Origin of the sequence: Pantoea sp. GD03673 (assembly GCF_029844725.1) — a bacterium.
GTDB lineage: Bacteria > Pseudomonadota > Gammaproteobacteria > Enterobacterales > Enterobacteriaceae > Pantoea.
The window spans coordinates 195,346-214,944 of the sequence record NZ_JAOCKJ010000008.1; the positions used below are offsets into that span (position 1 = coordinate 195,346).

Annotated in this window: 16 protein-coding genes and 2 pseudogenes; 2 read left to right on the forward strand and 16 right to left on the reverse strand. The window is 59.0% G+C overall.

The genetic code is table 11. From position 1 onward, the window contains the following. Positions 1-45 precede the first annotated feature (45 nt). From N5J69_RS17105 to N5J69_RS17140, 8 genes are all read right to left on the reverse strand, one after another. Complete coding sequence (locus N5J69_RS17105) at positions 46-657, reverse strand: DUF308 domain-containing protein (protein ID WP_000993372.1); 612 nt, start codon at positions 655-657, stop codon at positions 46-48. Between the two features lie 85 nt (positions 658-742). Further along, complete coding sequence (locus tag N5J69_RS17110) at positions 743-1,630, reverse strand: YfdX family protein (protein WP_016782891.1); 888 nt, start codon at positions 1,628-1,630, stop codon at positions 743-745. A 102-nt stretch (positions 1,631-1,732) separates the two neighbouring features. Beyond that, on the reverse strand, positions 1,733-2,641 hold the full coding sequence (gene yfdX1 / locus N5J69_RS17115; protein ID WP_233985785.1) for a heat resistance protein YfdX1: 909 nt from the start codon (positions 2,639-2,641) through the stop codon (positions 1,733-1,735). Between the two features lie 21 nt (positions 2,642-2,662). After that, positions 2,663-3,121: a small heat shock protein sHSP20-GI gene (gene hsp20-GI / locus N5J69_RS17120; RefSeq protein WP_016782889.1), complete on the reverse strand. Its 459-nt coding sequence runs from the start codon at positions 3,119-3,121 to the stop codon at positions 2,663-2,665. Between the two features lie 146 nt (positions 3,122-3,267). Further along, a complete protein-coding gene (clpK, locus tag N5J69_RS17125) occupies positions 3,268-6,117 on the reverse strand; it encodes a heat shock survival AAA family ATPase ClpK (RefSeq protein WP_233985786.1) in 2,850 nt (949 codons plus the stop codon). 105 nt (positions 6,118-6,222) lie between these two features. Further along, positions 6,223-6,792, reverse strand: coding sequence for a small heat shock protein sHSP20 (gene hsp20, locus N5J69_RS17130; protein WP_034126243.1), 570 nt, complete (start codon positions 6,790-6,792; stop codon positions 6,223-6,225). A 34-nt stretch (positions 6,793-6,826) separates the two neighbouring features. Then, positions 6,827-7,108, reverse strand: a complete 282-nt coding sequence (locus tag N5J69_RS17135) for a helix-turn-helix domain-containing protein (protein WP_016782886.1) — start codon at positions 7,106-7,108, stop codon at positions 6,827-6,829. Between the two features lie 223 nt (positions 7,109-7,331). After that, the gene (locus tag N5J69_RS17140; protein ID WP_141228731.1) at positions 7,332-7,595 is read right to left on the reverse strand and encodes a hypothetical protein; all 264 of its coding nucleotides are present in this window, start codon (positions 7,593-7,595) and stop codon (positions 7,332-7,334) included. Between the two features lie 14 nt (positions 7,596-7,609). On the opposite strand from N5J69_RS17140, the gene N5J69_RS17145 reads away from it, so the two are divergent. Together N5J69_RS17145 and N5J69_RS17150 are read left to right on the forward strand one after the other, a co-directional pair. Further along, positions 7,610-7,873 (forward strand): transposase, encoded by a 264-nt coding sequence (locus N5J69_RS17145; RefSeq protein WP_001446199.1) that lies wholly within the window; start codon positions 7,610-7,612, stop codon positions 7,871-7,873. Beyond that, positions 7,830-7,982, forward strand: a pseudogene (locus tag N5J69_RS17150) (transposase domain-containing protein); the annotation flags it as partial. The gene N5J69_RS17145 and the pseudogene N5J69_RS17150, both read left to right, overlap by 44 nt. A gap of 293 nt (positions 7,983-8,275) precedes the next feature. Here N5J69_RS17150 and N5J69_RS17155 read toward each other — a convergent pair. The 8 genes and pseudogenes from N5J69_RS17155 to glmU all read right to left on the reverse strand — a co-directional run. Next, a pseudogene (locus N5J69_RS17155) lies at positions 8,276-8,374 on the reverse strand (ATP-binding protein); the annotation flags it as partial. 91 nt (positions 8,375-8,465) lie between these two features. Next, positions 8,466-10,088, reverse strand: a complete 1,623-nt coding sequence (locus N5J69_RS17160) for a Tn7-like element transposition protein TnsE (protein ID WP_094988650.1) — start codon at positions 10,086-10,088, stop codon at positions 8,466-8,468. After that, positions 10,081-11,583 (reverse strand): TnsD family Tn7-like transposition protein, encoded by a 1,503-nt coding sequence (locus tag N5J69_RS17165; protein WP_233985787.1) that lies wholly within the window; start codon positions 11,581-11,583, stop codon positions 10,081-10,083. Before N5J69_RS17165 ends, N5J69_RS17160 begins: the two co-directional genes overlap by 8 nt. A 1-nt stretch (position 11,584) precedes the next feature. Continuing rightward, a complete protein-coding gene (locus N5J69_RS17170) occupies positions 11,585-13,195 on the reverse strand; it encodes an ATP-binding protein (RefSeq protein ID WP_180246356.1) in 1,611 nt (536 codons plus the stop codon). After that, positions 13,188-15,275 carry a Mu transposase C-terminal domain-containing protein gene (locus N5J69_RS17175; RefSeq protein WP_024014938.1) on the reverse strand — a complete coding sequence of 696 codons (2,088 nt, stop codon included), beginning with the start codon at positions 15,273-15,275 and terminating at the stop codon, positions 13,188-13,190. The genes N5J69_RS17170 and N5J69_RS17175 overlap by 8 nt, the downstream gene beginning before the upstream one ends. After that, entirely contained in the window at positions 15,262-16,089 is an 828-nt protein-coding gene (locus N5J69_RS17180) for a TnsA endonuclease N-terminal domain-containing protein (protein ID WP_279771782.1), read from the reverse strand. The genes N5J69_RS17175 and N5J69_RS17180 overlap by 14 nt, the downstream gene beginning before the upstream one ends. A gap of 145 nt (positions 16,090-16,234) precedes the next feature. Next, positions 16,235-18,064: a glutamine--fructose-6-phosphate transaminase (isomerizing) gene (gene glmS, locus N5J69_RS17185; RefSeq protein ID WP_279771783.1), complete on the reverse strand. Its 1,830-nt coding sequence runs from the start codon at positions 18,062-18,064 to the stop codon at positions 16,235-16,237. 153 nt (positions 18,065-18,217) lie between these two features. Next, entirely contained in the window at positions 18,218-19,588 is a 1,371-nt protein-coding gene (gene glmU, locus N5J69_RS17190; protein ID WP_279771785.1) for a bifunctional UDP-N-acetylglucosamine diphosphorylase/glucosamine-1-phosphate N-acetyltransferase GlmU, read from the reverse strand. Between the last annotated feature and the right edge of the window lie 11 nt (positions 19,589-19,599).

A 19,599-nucleotide genomic window follows, 5' to 3' on the forward strand; every position in this document is an offset into this window, starting at 1 on the left:
ATGTTGATTTTCAAAGATGATCTTACGGTTTGGTTTTTCACGCCCTTACCGCTGACGCGCTTTGCGCAAACGCCAACTAAGAAGCAAAAGAGTCATACCGAAGATCGCAGCATGGAAACCCAATACCCAGCCCGCGGCCAGAAATGATTCGATCGGGCGGGTAAAAAACATCCATAGGATGATCGCACCGAGGAGCACGGAAAGCAGCCCGCTGAGGGCAAGCCAGATCTCGCCCTTGATTTCCCGGCGCAGACGAACGGCGGCGGATATCTCCAGCATACCGGTGAAAATTGCCCAGAATGCCACGCTTACCCACAAGAAATAGGCCAACGCCAAAGTGGCAGCCAGAGGGGCAACTACCACAACGACACCGGTGAGTATGCCGACGATGCCGCTGAACAACAGCCAGCCCCAGCGCTGCTTTTGCCGCATTTGCCGCACCGCTGCAACCAGGTTGAACGCACCATTGACCAAAGAAAATGCGCCGAACACTATCGTCATGGCGAACAAAGCCGAGTGTGGCATCCAGAATGCGAGGACTGCAAAAATCAACGCGAATATGCCGCGCAGCGCAAACAACCACCAATTTTGGGTCAGTGAACACACGGCATCGGCAGGGTTATCCGCATTCGAATCGGCGATGGTATTTGCATTCATGCGATATCTCCTTGATGGATCATGAGATCAGGAAAATCAAGCCTTCATGGCGAAGAGAGGGGCTATTCGCCCCTCTCTTGCGGTTTTAGAACAGCTTTGACAGTCTCGCCTTGATTTCATCGAGCCAGCCTTTTCCGCTCCCGCCTCCGGCCGTCTTTTCCTTGACTTTCTTGAGTTCAGAGTACAGGGGCTCAAAGTCCTTCTTTTTGCCATAGCCCAGCAGTTCTGCCATTTCCAACTGCTGCCGGGCTTCGTTTAACAAGTCCTGCAGGCGTTCACCGGACGCCTCGCTGCGCTGGCCATCTTCTGTCAAGGTCTCGGCGCGCTTGACGAGCAGTTTGGCGCGCAGGATGGGCAGCGGGATGACGCTGAGTGTCTCGACGAGCGTGCCGAGCGCCAACTGCAGCGCGGCCTTGGCCTCTTCGATCTTGCCCTGATCGATCAGCGGCACGACGGATTTCACGGCTGCCGGGTAAGTCGCCAGAGGGATGTTGGTGACCGCAATCACGATTTCGCTGGCCAGCAATGCCAACACGCGACGAGCGCGTTGCACCTCGCCATGTTTGAGGGCATCCAGCGCCTCGTCAGTCATCGCCTCAACGGTTTCCGTGTTGGCGAACAAGTCGTGCACGATGGTGCGCACATCAACGGGGGCCAGGGCGAGCGTGGGTTCGCGTGCAACGATCAGCTCCAGCTTTCCCGTCACTTCGGCCAGCGTTGCCAGTGCTCGCGCGGATTCTTTTTCGTCCAGGGCCGCCAGCGCTGATTTGGTCAGCGCCAAGGCCGAGACGGCCTCATCGAGGACTTGTTTACGTTTGTCTGCCGCTTGCGAGTCCGTTTCCTTCTGAACCTCAGGCTGTACCTCCGTGACGACTTCAGGCTTGGGCTCTGGTCTGGCAGGAAGGCTGCTTACCGCGGCCTGTTCGTTCGTGCCTTCGTTGATCGCGTTGGGATTCGATGTTTGCTCATTCATGGTGATATGCCTCGTATGAGATAGTGAAAATAGGGGAATCTATTGGGGCCGACTGCGAATATCGCGAGACTGACCGATGGAGCAGTCGGCCCCTTCATCACCTCAAAACAGCTTTTGGATGCGCGTCTTCAACTCGTCGAACCATCCATTGCCGCTTTTGCCACCAGCCGACTTTTGCTCAATGGACTTCACCTGATCGAAGATGGGTTTGAAGTCCTCCTTCTTGCCATAACCCAGGATTTGCGCCAGCTCGATCTCCGTGCGCACGGACGACAGCAAGGTGCTGAGCTCCTCGTTCTGCTTGGCATCGCGCTTGTCAGTCTCGGCCAGCTTTTCAGCTTTTGCTATCGTGGCCTCGGCCCGTAGCACGGGCAGAGGGAGTACAACTTGGATGACCACCAGCGTGTTCAGTGCTCGGGCGAGCTCTGCTTTGGCTTCGTCGATCTTGCCGCTGTCGACGAGCCGTGCAGCCGACTTGATCGCTGCCGGGTACGTTGCCATGGGCAGGTTGTCGGTTTCGATCACGATTTCGCTGGCCAGATTGGCAACGATGGGCCGGGCCTTTTGCACCTCGCCATCACCCAACAACTCCCGAGACAACTTGACCGCTTTCTTTACCGATTCCACGTTGGCGTGGATATCATGGGTGATGACGCGTACATCGACCGGCGCCAAAGCAAGTTTGGCGTCGCGTGCCAATACCAGTTCCAGCTTTCCGGTGGCCAGTTCCAGCGCAGCGAGCGCCTCCTTGGTCTTATTTGCATCAAGGAGGGTCAAAGCCTCCTGGGTCTTGGTGAGCGCCGTGATGGCGTCCTGAGTGAGCTCGGAACGCTTTTTTTCGGCTTCCTGGGCGGCCTTGTCGTCTACTTGTGGCTGCGCCGCCTTGGGTGCGACAGAGGGCGCTGCAGCGCTTGGACTTGCCGCCGATTGGGCCAAAACCGGTCCACTCAGTCCGATGCAGACCGCCAGGGCAAGTGCGGAACGGATGTATTGGGGCTGTTTGATATTCATGATGTTGGACTCCAATTGAAGTTAATTGACTGAAATTTCAATCTGCTTCGGCTTGGCTTGCTCGGCCTTGACAAGCCGCACTTCCAGCACGCCGTCTTTCATCGAAGCCGTCACCTTGGTCGGATCAACGTTGTCAGGTAAGACAAAGCTGCGCACAAAGCGGCCATACGCACGTTCGATGCGGTGGAATTTCTTGCCCTGCTCCTCTTTTTCCAGTTTGCGCTCGCCGCTGATGGTGAGTACGCCGTTTTCCGCGCTGACGCGCACGGCATCCTTGGGGACCTCCGGCAGATCCAGCTTGAGGAGGAATGCGTTCTCATCCTCGCTGATGTCCACCATTGGTGCCCAGTCCGCCGTGGTCATGGCTTCGTTGCCGGTACGGGCGCCCTGTCGCTGGGGGGGCCGTCCCAACATCGTCGCCAGGCGGTTTTGCAATTCATCCAGTTCCCGGAAGGGGTCCCACGGAGTCAATGCAGACATATCGGTTCTCCTTGAACAATGCCGGCGAATTGGATGACGCACCGAACAGAGCCGCCGGCGCACTCTGAATAGCGCCTGCTACTTTTCGTTTCCATCAAGAACAAGTCCTTGGGTCAATTGAAGGATCACGACAGCCTCCCCATGACTCAAGATTCGCCGCCCGCTGACTTTTTCTTGCGCGCAGGCTTGCTCGCCTCGCTCGGCGGCGTCTCGGCCACGTTCGCGGCATCGGGCTTCTCAGGCTCGGCCGGCTTTGCGGGTGGCTCCTGGCGCTCGAAGACCACCCGTTCGGCCTTGTCGTCCCAGCGTGCGCTGGCGTGATCGCCCTTGCCGATTCCGCCGCCGAGCATCTCGCGTGCCAGCGCGGTTTCCAGCTCGCTGCGGATCAGGCGCTTGAGTTCACGCGCACCGAACTCGGGCTTGTAGCCTTCCTCCGCGAAGTGGTCGATCAAGGTCTGATCGAAGGTCAGCGTCACGCCCTGGCTGGCGGCGTTGCGGGCCACACGATCGAGCTGCAGGCCGACGATATGGCGGATCTCCTCCTTGCCCAGCGCATGGAAGACGATGATCTCGTCGATGCGGTTGATGAACTCGGGGCGGAAGTGTCCGCGCAGCACGTCCATCACCTCGGACTTGGTCTTCTCGTATTCCTCGCCGGCGGCGCTACGGGCCTTCAGCCGACGCTGGATGATGTCCGAGCCCAAGTTCGAGGTGGCGATGATGATGGTATTGGTGAAATCCACCACCCGGCCCTTGCCGTCGGTGAGCCGCCCGTCGTCGAACACCTGCAGCAGGATGTTGTAGACGTCGGGGTGAGCCTTCTCGATCTCGTCCAGCAGCAACACGCTGTAGGGCTTGCGACGCACCTTCTCGGTGAGCTGGCCGCCCTCGTCATAGCCCACATAACCCGGAGGCGCGCCCACCAGGCGTGCCACGGTATGGCGTTCCCCGTACTCGGACATGTCGATGCGCAGCAGCGCACCTTCATCGCCATAGATGGACTCGGCCAGCGCCTTGGCGAGCTCGGTCTTGCCCACGCCGGTCGGCCCGAGGAACAGAAAAGTCGCCACCGGCTTGCCGCCTTCGCGCAGCCCCGCGCGCGACAACCGCACGGCATCGGCCACCGCGCGCACCGCTTCGTCCTGGCCCACCAGGCGCTCGTGCAGCCGCTGTTCCAGATGCAACAGCTTCTCGCGTTCTTCCACCGTCAGCTCGTTGACCGGAATGCCGGTCAGGCGCGAGACGATCTGCGCGACATGCTCGGCCTTGACTTCGGCGCTGCCCGAGGCGCGCTCGCGCTCCCAATCTTCGATGAGCTTCTTGAGTTCGGCCTCTTTTGCCTCGATGCGCTTGCCCAGCTCGGCGGCCTTGTCGTACTGCTTGCGCGAGGCCATGTAGTCCTGCTCACGCCGCAACTGGTGCAGTTCGGACTCCAGCTCTTGTACGGCCACTGGGCGAGCCGTGGCCGACAGCTTCACGCGTGCGGCCGCCTGGTCAAGCAGGTCGATGGCCTTGTCAGGCAAAAAGCGCGCGGTGATGTAGCGGTCCGACAACTCGGCGGCGGCGATGATCGCATCCTCGGTGATGCTGACCTTGTGGTGCGCCTCGAAGGTGTCGCGCAGGCCGCGCAGGATCATCATGGTCTGCGCTACCGTCGGCTCGGGCACCATCACCGGCTGGAAACGACGCTCCAGCGCGGCGTCCTTCTCGATGTACTTCTGATACTCGTTGAGCGTGGTGGCGCCGATCAGGTTCAGCTCGCCGCGCGCCATCATCGGCTTGAACACGTTGGCCACGTCCAGCCCGCCTTCGCCGCCACCCTGGCCGGCACCGACGATGGTGTGCACTTCATCGATGAAGAGAATCATCTCGCCCTGGTGCTCGGTCACTTCCTTGAGCACCTTCTGCACGCGCTCCTCGAACTCGCCGCGATACTTGGCGCCGGCCACCATGGCGTTGATGTTGAGTTCCACCAGACGCTTGTCGCGCAGCGTCTCGGGCACTTCGCCGGCGACCATCCGCTGCGCCAGTCCTTCGACAATGGCGGTCTTGCCGACGCCGGGCTCACCGATCAACACCGGGTTGTTTTTCTTGCGCCGGGCCAGCACCTCGATGGTGGTCTCGATCTCCTGCGCACGGCCGATGACCGGATCGAGCTTGCCCTCGCGCGCCATCTTGGTGAGGTCGCGCGAATACTTGTCGAGTTCTGGCGTGTTGGTCGGCGTCTCGGCGCGGCCATCCTCGGCGCCTTTGCCGACCACCTTGCTGACCTGTTGGCGCAGCGCCTGCGGCGTCAGGCCGTAGCGGCGTAGCAGGTTGGCGGCCAGCCCTTCGCCTTCCTCGGTCAGACCGATCAGGAAATGCTCCGGACCGACATAGGAATGGCCGAGTTCATTGGAGGCCACGAAGGCGCGGCTGAGCGCATCCTTCACGCGCGGCGACACGCCGATCTCGCCCTCGAACGGCTTGTCCCCGCGCTTGGCCTCGGACTCGATCTGCCGCTTGAGGTCATCGACCTTGATTTTGAACTGACCCAGGATGGTCTTGACCACGTCGCTGTCGGCCAGCGCCAGCAGCAGATGTTCGGTATCCACCTCGGAGCGGCCAAATTCGGCAGCGTGTTTGGCGGCCTCTTGCAGCAGGGCTTCCGACTGTTCGCTGATGCGGCTGGCCAGCCCACTGCCGCGCCGGCGCGGTGCACCCGAACCTGCGGCGGCGGGTTCGCCAAACACGGCATCGACCACGTCATCGGTATCGGCGGCAAAGGGCGTCGCGTCGTCGCCGATGCGGAAGAAGTCACTGCCGAGGAAGTCCTCGAACAGGCCGCTGCGCGAGCCGAACAAGGCTTCCAGCGGCGAGACGGTGCGTTTTTGCTGGCGCACCAGTTGGCGGTAATGGTCGTCGCACAACAGCATGGTGCTGTGACGCCCGTTGAGATTGGCTTCCACCCGCACGGTGGCGGGTTGGACGCAGACCTGGCATTGTTTTCTGGCCATGCTGATGCTCCTGAGAAGGTTGACAAGGTTGAGGCGACGAGGCATCGCGAGCCGCGACACCTCGTCTCGTACCGGGTTTTTCTTGTGACGAACGAGCCGGCGACGTCAGCTGTTGATCGGGATCGAACGTCCCTGCTTCGGCGCGCTGACCTCGCGCTTGTCGATCGTGACCGTGAGCACCCCGTTCTTGAACGATGCCTTGATCGAATCCTGATTGGCGTCGTCAGGCAGGTTCAAGGCGCGGTGAAAGCTGCCGTAGGTGCGCTCCACACGGTGGAAGCCACCTTCCTTCTTCTCCTGTTCCTGGCGCTTCTCGCCACGCACCACCAGCACGTCGTTGTCGAGGGTGATCTGGATGTCCTTTTCCTCGACACCGGGCACTTCCAGGGCAATTTTGTACTGCTTGTCGGTTTCCTGGATGTCCAGGGCCGGCTTCAGCATGCCCGACCAATCGGATGGCAGCCGCGGCATGGCCAGCGCCGGAAAACCGAAGCCCCGGAACGCGTCATCGAACAGCCGGTCGATCTCGCGATGCAGTTGCAGGATCGGGCTGACTGGCCCGCTCGCCGCTGGCAGGTCATTGCGCTGCACCGGCAGGGAAGAGGCGGTCTGCTGCTCTTGCTGCTCGTTCTTGAACCAGTTCCAGGGAGCCAACTTCTTGAAATCGATGTCCATGTCATACCTCCAGAAAAATTGAAAAACGAGTTACTCAAGCCCTTTGCCTGCTGCGACGGGCAGTGCGCCCAGGCGACACGGGCTGCTCGGATGACTTCTGCTGTTCACGCTTGCGCATCACCTCCTTCTTTGCTCCGGCTCGGGTCTGATCATTGATCCACTGATCGATTTCACTTTGACGAAACCGCCACGTCCCGCCCACCTTGAAAGCCGGAATTTCCCCGTGCGCGGCGAGCCGATAAAGCGTCCGCTTGCCGACTTTCAAGTACGCAGCCAATTCATCGAGCGTGAAAATCACCTGTAGGTGCGCTTTCATCTCACCCTCTCCAATCGCGTCGCTTTGCGGTTCCGGCCAAGGAAATCCTTGCAAGACTTTGCAAGATATTGCGCTTACCAGGACAAACTTCAAGAGTCAATGTACAGCGATCTCCCGCCCCATTGATGCAGGTCAACTGCTCAGGCAAGGCGCAGCGGGGCGGCCTGATCAGGCCATGGACAGCGCCTGGCTCGTCAGCCTGCGTGTGCCACAGGCGCCTCGATCAAACACCGATCCTCACGTTGTAGCCGAGTGCCCGCAGCCCCTTGCTCGTCTGCATGTTCCTTGGCGGAAACTCGTCTGGGCGCGCCCAGCCGACGCTTTCCCCGAGGCTGCTCAGGCCAACGTGCGGAATTGCCCAGTCGTCGCTGCGGATCGCGTTCCAGAGTCGGGCCGAAACACTTCCGTTGCCCCAGACAGCGTAGTTCAACAGTATCCGTCCGTCCAACACACCTTCCCGACACCGCCGCCGAAGGCCATGGCCCATCAAGCGGATTTTCCATGCCCCCTCAGCGCCGTACCTACAGCAAATCTTTCAAGGCCCAGGTCATTCAGGAGTGTTCTGAACCCGGTGCCTCCATCGCAAACATCGCCTTGGGCTACAGCCTCAATGCCAACCTCGTCCACAAATGGATTCGGCTGCATACCCAGAAAACCACGGCTATCCAGCCAGCGTTCATCCCGTTGCCTTCTCAAATGCTCGGCGCGGGATCGCATGCTCAAGTGCGCTGCTGCGATCATGAGTTTGATCCAGTCGGCCCGTAATAATGGGCACGATCCGTATGCCTATCTCAAGGATGTGCTGACACGGTTGCCGACGCAGCGGGCGAGTGAGATTGCAGAGCTGCTGCCGCATAGGTGGCATCCGGCATAGTCGCGCAAGACGGTTTGCCCGCACGCTTACGTTCAACAGCTCAAGCACCGTCCGCCCTTCGCGGGATCGTTGCCGCCAGAGCCACACGCCGAACTTTTCCACCTTGTCGTCGCCGGCCTGCGGTCAGTCAGGCAAGCCCAGGTGCTCGTTTTCCTGCTTGATCGCGTGGTCTCGGATCGCGTGCACCCGGGAAACGGCATCCACGAACTGCCACCATCTCTTAGCTTGGCGGGGTCAAGCCAGCCGGGATGCCCGGACGGTTACGCTGGTCCGCGCCCAGTTGCAGCACCAAGGTCGGCCGCAGTGATGAAGCGGGTCTTGATGCCGCACTGCGCCGCCCGATAGCGCAGTGCGATGGCCAGATGCGTCTTGCCGACTCCCAAGGGGCCTATATCGCCTTGGCACGGCTCCGGGCAGTTTCGGGGAGGCTGCACGCAGTGCGCGACAAGATGTATCGCAGCCGAACTGCGGTGTATTCTGCAATCAGCCTAGGGCCGCGCGTATCCGCTGCTTCCAGTCGAACACCCGGGCATGGTTGGCCCCAGATGAGCTTTCTTTCGGGTGATGCACAGAGTGCAAAGGCTCACAGTACTTCGCCATGGTGCCTGGCCAACGCAACGAGCCTTTCACTGTCTCCCTCAAGATCCTGTCTATGCATTTTCCTGCCTCAACACCTGCTTTGAAGCCCATGATCCGCGTTGACATGGTCTTCCGGTTGTCTGAGGTATCTATTTCTAGAAGGTAGCGTTGATCGCCGTTTTGCAGCTTGAACCTTGCCAGCAGATAGCAGCGTGATTTTTCGTGATCAATCATGTGGTAGCTGCAACGTGGAACGGGCGGCAGAGGCCTCACTTCCAGTGCTACCAGCGCAACTCCAGACTCTTGGGTGATTTGTTCAAGAATCTCTCGGAGCAGCGAGAAGCGATCTGCAAGCCGTTCATGCTCGTCCCCATCACCCTCTCCCTCACCCAATTGTTGGAATTCTCCTGACGCTATGCTGCCCTCGCTCACAGGATCAGCCACGCCGAAGAGTTGGCTTTCTCTGCTCGGGCATTGCTCGTCGTCGACCTTCTTGCCATGACCGTTGGCACGCTCCCCGTTGTAGGCGATCTTGGTGCGCAGCTGAGCATCAAACGTGACTCCCTCAACGGGCAGATGAATCAACCTCTGCTCCTTGGCAGCAGTCGGCTCTTCGTCAGCATCCACCTCCAACTCTTTCGCTCCCGATGGCACGGATACACAGCCTGTGTTCTCTCCCCTGACGGGTAACTTGAGAGCAGGGTGATGGAAAAAAATATCACCGCGATGGCTAAACCGGAGCCCCTGAAGCTTTTCGATCTCCCAGACCAGCAATTCGTTGCTTTCCGGATCAAAGGGGCCTCGCACATCCATGGTGGTACCCGCGAGGGAAGTGGGTGCCTGAAAGTCGAACTGCCACCTGGCATACGCCAACTCTTGCAGTACCCGCTCTTGCCTTTGATTGAGGCTTTGCCAGATTGACTCGAAGGATCGCCTCACATCCTGATTCAGCAGCAGCCAACTGAAATGGTCTCTGTATCCCTTGATTTTGAGAAGCTGACTTGGGGCCCCCGTCTTCGGGGGCGTATGGATATGAACAACATCGCCCTCTCTGTAGATCGTGAAGGCCATGTCCAAGCCATTCGGTGCGAAGGCTGCACGAACGGCGAAGGCTGCGTGGAAGAACATTTTTCGTGCCAGCTCGAATTTCGGCAGCCAGACGGTCAGACCATCGACCTCGAACACAAAGCATCGCTGTCCAGATATCTCAGGATTTGCAGCAAGCCTTCTGGCCAGACGTGGGCACTCACCCAACTGCCTTTCCCGCCAGGTATCTATTGCAGGAAGCACCACCGTCTTCTTGAAACCACTGGGACGATAAGGAGCCCCTTCTTCGCCAAGAAACTCGCGACCAACGGCCAAGACACACGACATCTCCTGTGCGAACCGCTGCAGCTGCAGCTGACCGTTACGCTCAAAGAGAGCCGCCAACTGCCACTGGGCCGCCGGAGTCTTGGCCCTGAAAAAATTTCCAACGGCCAGCAACCTGGATCCGTTCGGGATCTGACGAAATACTGTCCTATTCAATCCATCTTCCTATCAATCGAATGAACGCAGTGGTCAGTGGTGCCACCCTGCTTTTTTCCAATCCACAACGCTTTTCCAGCTCCCAGCGCCTAGACGTTATGCCTGTCTGTACATCCTTCAGCATCGCTGCAGTCAGGCGACGGATCTGATACTCGCCGACGGACTCGGCATAGCGATCCAGGAAGGTGCAGCAAAGAGGCAATTGATCGAGACGGTGCTCGACTGATGCCCGATGGGGTAGCTGCTGCAGGAACCAGTTGCGACTCCTGCGCGGAAGGCCCAGGTCTTCTTCGCTACCTCTACCAATCCGGATCAGCAGGCGCACCCACCTTATGTCACGCGCTCGCCAGTCGATGTGGCTGTTGTTGCCCTGTCGGCGCTGCCTGACCTGGTTCGCAACCATCAGCCAGTGTCGGTCATGACGATAGAGCCAGGCGTAACATGCCCCTGCTCCGTCTTGCCTGGCTGCCTTGGCTCCACCGTGATTAGCCAGTGCTTGCAGCCAAATGGCTCGGTACTGCTGCTTTTGCTCAAACTCAGCAGGGAGCAGCTGCACTGACCGCTCGGAGGCAAGGTCGACCTGGCGAGTCTTCGCCTCGCTGATCAGCTCGCCAGCATGCTGGCCAGGGCGCAGGCTGGTCCAGACGATCAGATGCTGCAGCGCACTGAATCCCTTGCGATGCTTCCTGAACATCGCCAACAGCCAAGGTGGAGGCTCTCCGGATGTCAGCAGACCGTTCGCAGCAAGCCAATCCCTTTGATGGGATGCCAGGATCTTCTCCCAGATGACTTCAGCCCTGACCTGCCGGCCTCGCCTGGCGTCGCACTCTGTAGCCAGGTACCGGTACAGGTTGGTCCAGCGTCCGTAGCCAGGCGATTGCACCTCTTCGAGCGCCAGCAGCTGCATAGCAGCCTTGGCGAGCCTGATAGCCTCTTCGCCCACGGGACTCACGCGAAGATCACGGGGCAGAAACAGTGGAGAGGCTGTATGAAACTCGTGCCGCTGCGCTCGACGGAACGGGATAGGTGAGTTCAGGAGCTGACAGCCATGCTCGGGACAGGCATCTATCCCTTGAATCTGCCAGCTACGCCGCCAGTAGGGTTCACCGTAGCGCGCAGACATATCTTCAAAGCAGATCGGGCAGTAACGCAGCCAATCGGGCCACTTGACCAAGGCCGTCGAGGCCCCAGACAGACCAATCGTCGGCCGGTCGGGAGCAAGCATGGCCTGAAAAAGATCGGTACGGCGCTCCGGCGGAATGAAAGGGGCATAGAGCGGGAACAGCGTGTGATTCAGGATCATGCCTTCCGCATCCAAGCCCGTGTTGATCGCCAACGCAGTCAGGTGTGTGGGCAGATCGGTGATCGCGGCAACCTTGCTGTCACCGAAAAGCATGTGCAGCAAGGTCTTGTGGCTGCCTATCCCCAGATGTACCCGGCACCGGGCAATACCGCTGTAAAGCAGTTCGTCCGGGTAGAGCCTGGGGAAGTACATGTCAGCTCGCTCTCAGCAGAGGCCGCAGATCGAGGATCAAGCCAGCCTGCTTGAATCTGTCATAGGCCTCGCTTTCAGGCCCATCGGCATAACGTCGGCGCAGATCCTCCTCGGATAGGCACCCCCACTCCGTCCGCTTAACTCTGGAAATGCCGGGCCTCTTGGGAGCGTCCTGCGCGAGGTAGGCCGTGGCCTTGTGAATCAGGGCCGCCAGCGGGATGTCCGGATTCTCCGCCAACAATTCATCGGCCATGGGAATGGCGATGTCCCTCGGGATTTCCATACCTTCGAGCAGGGCGGCCAACCGCTTTGCCTTGTCATCAGCCGGAGGGGCCGATGGTTTAGGTTGGGGGACGCTATCCAGAGAGCGAGTCAGGGTCAGCAACCGTCCCTCGATCTCTGGCATCAGCAGGTCGTCATATTTGGCGATCAGCTCGGGCCTACCGCTCCGCAAGGCCGCCAGCATCGGATGGACCGGTTTGAACTCGTCCTCGAAAACCCTGCGCAGCAACAGCGGCTTAATGCACTCGACACCTGTCACTATCGCCCGGATCTGCGCCAGCGCGAACAGCTTGATGACGATGTCCATGACCCCTTGGGTGAGGTCGTACATCGTAGCCTCCAGTTCATCATCCAGCGGCGCCGCATTTCGCAGCCACTGATACTTCCAAAGCCGCTTCAACAGACGCTTCCAATGCTCGTCCCGAGGCAACCTATCCCAGCGGATGCTGCCCAACCCGGAGACCCGCCGAGCAGCCCGGAACGTGCGCTGGAAGAACTTGCTGGCCCGGTGGGTGCCGACCTGAATGATCGGAACACCGATGGTGTTCACCAGCGACACGAAGAAATTGTGCATTTTTTCGGCACCACCGGAGCGTGCCTCGTTGAGGTTCTGAACCTCGTCGATGATCAGCACTCCGAGCGTGTGCAGATTGGCCACCTGGCACATGGATGCCAGCAGACGTTTGGTACCCAGCTTCTTGCGTCCGTGGCTACGGCTGTAGTGGGTACCCAGGATCTTGTCTACTTCGTTGAAGAAGCTCAGGCACAGCTCATCCAAGTCACCGTCAATTGGGCAGTCGATCTTCAGGTAGACCAGTTGGGTGATGTTGTAATCAGGGTGATGGAGAGCTTGGGGGTACATGCCCAGAATCCGCTCCAGCGTGCGCGTCTTGCCGCAACCGGAGCAGCCGAACAGCGACAGGCTGTTGGCCGTAGAGGAGACACTCTGGTACACCGCCGCATCCAGATCCTCCTCCTCGACACGGCGATAGCCATTCTGCAGGTGCGCATACCAGGCACCGCTGGCCGGATTCCGACCGATGTACCCTTGACGGATCATCAGGCTGATCTTGCTCTCCAGCTCCAAGTGATGGCTCAGCGGCTGGAAGAAGCCGTGCAACAGGCGGGCAATCGCATGTGCCCTGAGCCGACCATCCAGAAGCGCCTCCTGCGGCTCGAAACCGGGAAGCTGCTGCAATAGATCGACCACCTCCTGCAGATCAGGAATCGGAGGCAATGCGCTGATGAGCGGATTGTCCTGATACTCGGGAAGCTGCTGCTCCTGGTAACGCGCCAGGGGAATGACTCCGCGCTGGAATTCTTCAGTCATCCTCTTCCTCCTTGAATATCAGGTCACTGAGATCTGGGAAGGCATAATCTTCCTGCTTCTCACCCCGCAGTGGGATCACCTCGGCTGGCTTTTCCTGCTGTGCTTTATCCGGTTTGAATGCTGTTTTCTGGCGTTCCTGGCGCTTTTCCTGCTGCTTGTTCTCGCGGATCTGGGTTCCCAGATCCTTCGTGGTCATACCCGTTTTGACCGGACTGGCATCCTCTGCCTGGGCAACGATGGACTCGATCTGCTTCAGAAGATTGCCTCTCTCTACCAAAGCTTCCGCCGCCGCGTTGGTATCGCTACGCCGTTCCTCTCTGGACAGCAGCCAGACATCCCAGAAGGTCATCCCCCTGAAGCGTCGACTGCGGTCGGCAAGATCGCAAACCCAGTAGTCCTTGAGACTATTGGACGGCCGCAGGTAGATGTGGTCGGCGCTACGCGGATCGTATGCGACCGTTACCCCTGTCGGCCGGCGCCCCTGGCCTCGGTGAAACCAACCCTCCCTGATTGCTTCCTGGCAGGTGTAGAAGCAGCCGAACAGCCTGATTCCCAGCTCCGAAACCGTGGCCGACTCATGGGGCAAGAGATTTATCCGCACCAGCTCCTCGGGCGCAGTACGTAACCGGCCGGTCAAGTTGGCCAAGCCCCAGTTCCACAGCATGACCGGGATGGCTGGCAGATCGCCCGGCATACCAGAGGTTCTGTCGTATTTGCTCAAGGTATGAAAGTTGTTGTGGTAGAGGATGCCGGCAATGATGATCTGGGTGAACTCGGGCAAGGTCAGACTGGCATCAAGTCTGTAGTCGTGGCCACCCCGCTTCCGGCTGGTGGTGTCCTCGACCACACCGCTGGCATAGGGCTTGAAACGCTCCTGCACCGTCCGGAAATAACGCTCGACGATCCCCTTGGCATCTCCTCGCCTGGCCGGTGCATTCTCGATGCGAACGCCGAAGGCTTGGGAAAATGCTTCCACCTTGGTGCCATTCAGTTCGCCCTTATCGGCCAGCACCACATCCGGCAAGCCTTTGACCGGCCAGTCGCTGGCATCGATCTCCACGCTATACTGGCGGCAATACTCAACCTTGTCGGCGACCGTGTTGGCCAATGCCACCATGGCACTGACCCAGGAAGGTCCCTCGAATCCGACGTACATACCAACGACCATGCGGCTGAACACGTCGATCACCATGTAAACGACAGGCCTGCCGACGATAAGGCTGCGATCATGTTCTGAAACCAGATAGATATCGGCGATGGTGGCATCGATCTGGTAGCGGTATCCGGGCCCCAGTGCCTCGGTCGTCGATGTACTGCTGAGCGGTCGGAAGTCCTTGGCAAAATCCACTGCGGACACCCTGCATGGCAAGGTGTCGGTGAAGTGATATTCGCGCCCATAGAAGTAACGGAACTGCCCCAATGTAGGCAGTTCGAAGGTCGGCAGCTCCGTCAGAACAGCACGGAGCAGATTCAGCCCGGCGGCGTAGGCATCAGGAATGGACGGATGTTTTTCCTTGAGCAAACGTTCCTCGATGACCCGGCGAAAAATGCGCTCGATGTCCGGCGTGACATTGCTCCCTTTCCCCTCCATCACCACTCTGGGCCTGCCCAGCTTGGCCTGGTTCGGCTTTCTGCGCTTGCCACGGGCGCCCGAGTTGACATAGTCCGGCAAGAGGGCATTCCTGCACATGCCTCGCTGCCAGTAGCGCCTCAGTAACCTATACACCGTCTGATTGGTGACACCATGGCGCTCCATGATGCCTCTGACAATGAGCCCTCTGGGGCGCCGCACGAAAAGCTGGGGGTCGTGCACAAAATCCGCCAGCATTCCCCAAGCTTCATCACGCTTCTGCTGATCAAGGGAACCTTCCTCAACCTCCCGTAGGACTGTTTCCTCGAAGGGATCGGCAATGCTCTCCAGCTCCCGCTCCATGATCAGACGCTCCAGCTCTACAATCGATATCGGTTCGGGCAACGCCGTGTCCGAATCGATATCGATCCAGATTGCCTGCTCGGTACCGGACCAAAGCAGGCGCTTTCGCAGTTCCCCCATCCGGAACACCTGATTAACGGGCAACACTGCTCAGCTCCTGATGCATTTGATGAGAGTTGGCAACCAGGTCTTTCGGCTTCAGCTCCCGGTAAGGAGTGTCAAGATCGAAAAGGAAACAGTGCCGGGCCAGCAACTGGCGTAGCCAATAGAGCGCCTGACCGGCCTCCAGCTGGCCGGAGGTATCCAGTCCTTGGGCAATAGCGGTCAGCTTCCGGTCTGGGTGACGCTGAAACTCGAGCAGAAACAGCTGCTGGTAATGGGCGAGATCGTCCTGAGCGATGTCGCCTTCAGCATGGGCAGGATAGAGCCATTGGATATTGGCAAATGCCACCCTGGATACCTCGCGCTCAGTGACGATGACCCAGGGAATACCTTTTTCCTGCCAGTAGCGCCTTTCAAGTTCAAGCCTCTCGATAACTTCAGGCTTCTGCAGGTCGGTACTGTACTTGGCCTGAATCGCGATGCTCGGGCGCTGAGGATCTTCGAAATCCACCAGAAAGTCGCTGGTCAGTACCTGCTGGGTACCCTTGTAACAACCGTGGGGCAGGCCAAGCTCCTCGGCGATGCGCACCGTATCTTCGACCCGCATCGGAAACTGTTCACGGATATCGGTGACATGGGGAGACCGATCCAAGGTCAGGAAGATGGCCAGTTCAAGATCGGATAGAAGATGGTGTAAACGCCGGGTCTTGCTGCCAGGCAGGCGGTGGGAGCGACCCAGCGAGGACACGTCCCTGGTGTAGATGAACGGCTTGTAGTCTGATCCCTGGCCTTGGCCACGCCCGTCCTTGAGCCTTCTATCGATCTGGGCCTGGGTCAGCCCCTTGAATGTTCCAGACATGAGAAAGCCTGCCCCCGCTGTGTCGATGACCTCAACATAGCGGATGCAGGCTCAGAATGAAACTTTATTTATACGGATGATACTTTATTTATACGGATGAACCTTTATTTGCATCCCACATGGGCCCGCGACGGGGCCCACCAGGTTATTCCACGGTAACCGATTTTGCCAGGTTACGAGGCTGATCGACGTCAGTGCCTTTTATCAGGGCGACGTGATAGGACAGTAACTGCAACGGCACGGTGTAGAAGATAGGCGCAATCACCTCTTCGACGTGCGGCAGCGGGATAATCTTCATCCCGTCACTGTCGCTGAAGCCCGCATCCTGATCGGCAAACACATAGAGCAGGCCGCCGCGTGCGCGTACCTCTTCGATGTTGGATTTGAGTTTCTCCAGCAGTTCGTTGTTAGGCGCTACCACGATCACCGGCATGTCCGCATCAATCAGCGCCAGCGGGCCATGTTTCAGCTCACCAGCGGCGTAGGCTTCCGCATGAATGTAGGAGATCTCCTTGAGCTTCAGCGCGCCTTCCATAGCGATCGGGTATTGATCGCCACGGCCCAGGAACAAAGCGTGATGTTTGTCAGAGAAGCCTTCTGCCAGATTCTCAATCAGCTTATCCTGCGCCAGCATCTGCTCAATCCGGTTCGGCAACGCCTGCAGCGCATGAACAATCTCATGCTCAGTGTCAGCAGACATCCCTTTCAGACGGCCCAGTTTCGCCACCAGCATCAGCAGCACGGCTAACTGGGTCGTGAACGCTTTAGTCGAGGCGACGCCAATCTCGGTGCCTGCTTTCGTCATCAGCGCCAGGTCAGACTCACGCACCAGCGACGAACCGGCAACGTTGCAGACCGCCAGCGAACCCAGGTAGCCCAGCTCTTTAGAGAGGCGCAGCGCCGCCAGGGTATCGGCCGTTTCACCCGATTGCGACAGGGTGATCAGCAGGCTGTTTTTGCGAACGGCTGACTTGCGGTAGCGGAACTCCGAGGCGATCTCCACATCACAGGGAATGTTAGCCAGCGACTCAAACCAGTAGCGTGACACCATGCCGGAGTTGTAGGAGGTGCCGCAGGCGATAATCTGGATGTGCTCCACCTGGCTCAGCAGCGCTTCTGCGCCCGCGCCCAGTTCGCTGAGGTCAACCTGACCCTGACTAAAGCGACCGCTCAGGGTGCTTTTCAGCGCCATCGGCTGTTCGTAGATCTCTTTCTGCATGTAGTGACGGTAAATGCCTTTGTCACCGGCATCATATTGCAGGTTCGACTCGATCTCGGCACGGTTCACGGTGTTGCCTTCACGGTCAACCACCGTCACATCGCGACGGCTGATCTCGGCGATATCTCCCTCTTCCAGATAGACGAAGCGGCGGGTCACCGGCAACAGAGCCAGCTGATCCGAGGCGATAAAGTTTTCGCCCATACCGCGACCAATGACCAGCGGGCTGCCGGAACGGGCCGCCACCAGTAGCGACGGATCGCGGCTATCCATGATAACCATGCCATAGGCACCGCGCAGTTGCGGAATCACGCGCAGTACCACTTCACGCAGCGAACCGCCCTGCTTCTGCTCCCAGTGAACCAGGTGCGCCACCACTTCGGTGTCCGTTTCAGAAGCAAAGACGTAGCCGCGTGCGATCAGCTCTGCACGCAGCGGCTCATGGTTTTCAATGATGCCGTTGTGCACAATGATGATGTGCTCTGAGACGTGCGGATGCGCATTCGCTTCCGACGGCTCGCCATGGGTTGCCCAGCGCGTATGCGCGATGCCGGTGCCACCAATCAGCGGCTGCTGTTCAGCGGCTTCCGCCAGTTTCTGCACTTTCCCTAACCGCCGCAGGCGCGTGACGTGCCCCTGACGATCGACCACGGCCAGACCGGCCGAATCATATCCGCGATATTCAAGACGACGCAGACCTTCCAGCAGAATCTCTGCGATATCGCGTTGCGCTACTGCACCAACAATTCCACACATAATGATGTTTTCCTGACTACATGGCTTTTCGCCACTTCTGTTGTCATGCGACCTGATATCCGGCGTTGCCGGTTCCCCGAGCCTTGTAGAGAGTGGGGATTATAGTTTTGGCACTGCACTGCATCGGCCCGCAAAAAGCGGGCCGTAAAAAAATTATTTTTTCTTCACCGGACGCTGCCAGTCTGCTTTGTGATTCTGCTCTTTACGGTTATAGACCAGTCCCGCCCCGGTCACATCCTTCATGACAGTGGTGCCTGCCGCAATGGTGGCACCTGACGCGACGCTGACCGGCGCGACCAGCTGCGTATCCGAGCCTACAAACACGTCATCGCCAATCACCGTTTTAAACTTGTTCGCGCCATCATAGTTGCAGGTGATGGTGCCTGCACCGATGTTAACGTTGTCGCCAATCTCCGCATCGCCAAGATAAGAGAGGTGACCCGCTTTCGATCCCCTGCCCAGACGTGCTTTTTTCATTTCGACAAAGTTGCCCACGTGGGCGGCATGCGCCAGATCGCTGCCGGGACGCAGACGGGCAAACGGCCCGACGGTAACGGCGGTGGCGAGCGTGGCATCTTCGATCACGGTATAGGGGCTGATTTCACAGTCATCGCCAATCACGCTGTTTTTGATGATGCAGCCTGCGCCGATTTTAACGCGCGCGCCCAGCGTGACCTGACCTTCAATAATGACGTTGGTGTCGATTTCAACATCCCGCCCGTGCGTCAGCGTTCCGCGCAGGTCAAAGCGGGCCGGATCGCGCAGCATCACGCCAGCCAGCAGCAGTTTTTCCGCCTGTTCAGCCTGCCAGGTGCGCTCTAATGTCGCCAGCTGCAGCCGGTTATTTACGCCATCCGTTTCACTGATGCGTGCCGGATGGACCGCACTGTTGACCCGACCTTCCTGATGTGCCAGCGCGATGATATCGGTGATGTAGTACTCACCCTGCGCATTGTTATTGGTAAGCTGCGCCAGCCAGCGTTTTAAATCGCCGCCGTTGGCAATCAGGATACCGGTGTTGATTTCGTTAATGGCGAGCTGTGCCGGGCTGGCATCTTTCTGTTCGATGATGCCGGTGATGATGCCGTTCTCACGCACAATGCGGCCATAGCCGGTCGGGTCGTCCAGTACCACGGTAAGTAAGCCAATGCCGCCCTGCGGTTTTGCTTCGCGCAGACGCTGTAATGTCGCCTGCGAGATCAGCGGCACGTCGCCGTAAAGCATCATGATATCTTCATCATCTGCGAAGGCAGGCGCGGCCTGCTGCATGGCGTGGCCGGTGCCGAGCTGCTCGGCCTGCAGCACCCAGTTAAGCGTGCTGTCAGTAAGGGTGGCCTTCAGACTATCGCCGCCGTGACCATAAACCAGATGGATTTGCTGCGCACCCAGCCCTTTGGCGGCGTCAATCACATGCTGAACCATCGGTTTGCCTGCCAGCGTATGCAGAACTTTAGGCAGATCGGAATACATACGGGTGCCCTTGCCAGCGGCAAGAATCACCACACTCATCGCACTGTTAGACATAACTATCCTGA

Bases quoted from the DNA above. Each gene is read 5' to 3' on its own strand.
- N5J69_RS17105 (WP_000993372.1), bottom strand. From the start codon at position 657: ATGAATGCAAATACCATCGCCGATTCGAATGCGGATAACCCTGCCGAT.
- N5J69_RS17110 (WP_016782891.1), bottom strand. From the start codon at position 1,630: ATGAATGAGCAAACATCGAATCCCAACGCGATCAACGAAGGCACGAAC.
- yfdX1 (WP_233985785.1), bottom strand. From the start codon at position 2,641: ATGAATATCAAACAGCCCCAATACATCCGTTCCGCACTTGCCCTGGCG.
- hsp20-GI (WP_016782889.1), bottom strand. From the start codon at position 3,121: ATGTCTGCATTGACTCCGTGGGACCCCTTCCGGGAACTGGATGAATTG.
- clpK (WP_233985786.1), bottom strand. From the start codon at position 6,117: ATGGCCAGAAAACAATGCCAGGTCTGCGTCCAACCCGCCACCGTGCGG.
- hsp20 (WP_034126243.1), bottom strand. From the start codon at position 6,792: ATGGACATCGATTTCAAGAAGTTGGCTCCCTGGAACTGGTTCAAGAAC.
- N5J69_RS17135 (WP_016782886.1), bottom strand. From the start codon at position 7,108: ATGAAAGCGCACCTACAGGTGATTTTCACGCTCGATGAATTGGCTGCG.
- N5J69_RS17140 (WP_141228731.1), bottom strand. From the start codon at position 7,595: ATGGGCCATGGCCTTCGGCGGCGGTGTCGGGAAGGTGTGTTGGACGGA.
- N5J69_RS17145 (WP_001446199.1), top strand. From the start codon at position 7,610: ATGCCCCCTCAGCGCCGTACCTACAGCAAATCTTTCAAGGCCCAGGTC.
- N5J69_RS17165 (WP_233985787.1), bottom strand. From the start codon at position 11,583: ATGTACTTCCCCAGGCTCTACCCGGACGAACTGCTTTACAGCGGTATT.
- N5J69_RS17170 (WP_180246356.1), bottom strand. From the start codon at position 13,195: ATGACTGAAGAATTCCAGCGCGGAGTCATTCCCCTGGCGCGTTACCAG.
- N5J69_RS17180 (WP_279771782.1), bottom strand. From the start codon at position 16,089: ATGTCTGGAACATTCAAGGGGCTGACCCAGGCCCAGATCGATAGAAGG.
- glmS (WP_279771783.1), bottom strand. From the start codon at position 18,064: ATGTGTGGAATTGTTGGTGCAGTAGCGCAACGCGATATCGCAGAGATT.
- glmU (WP_279771785.1), bottom strand. From the start codon at position 19,588: ATGTCTAACAGTGCGATGAGTGTGGTGATTCTTGCCGCTGGCAAGGGC.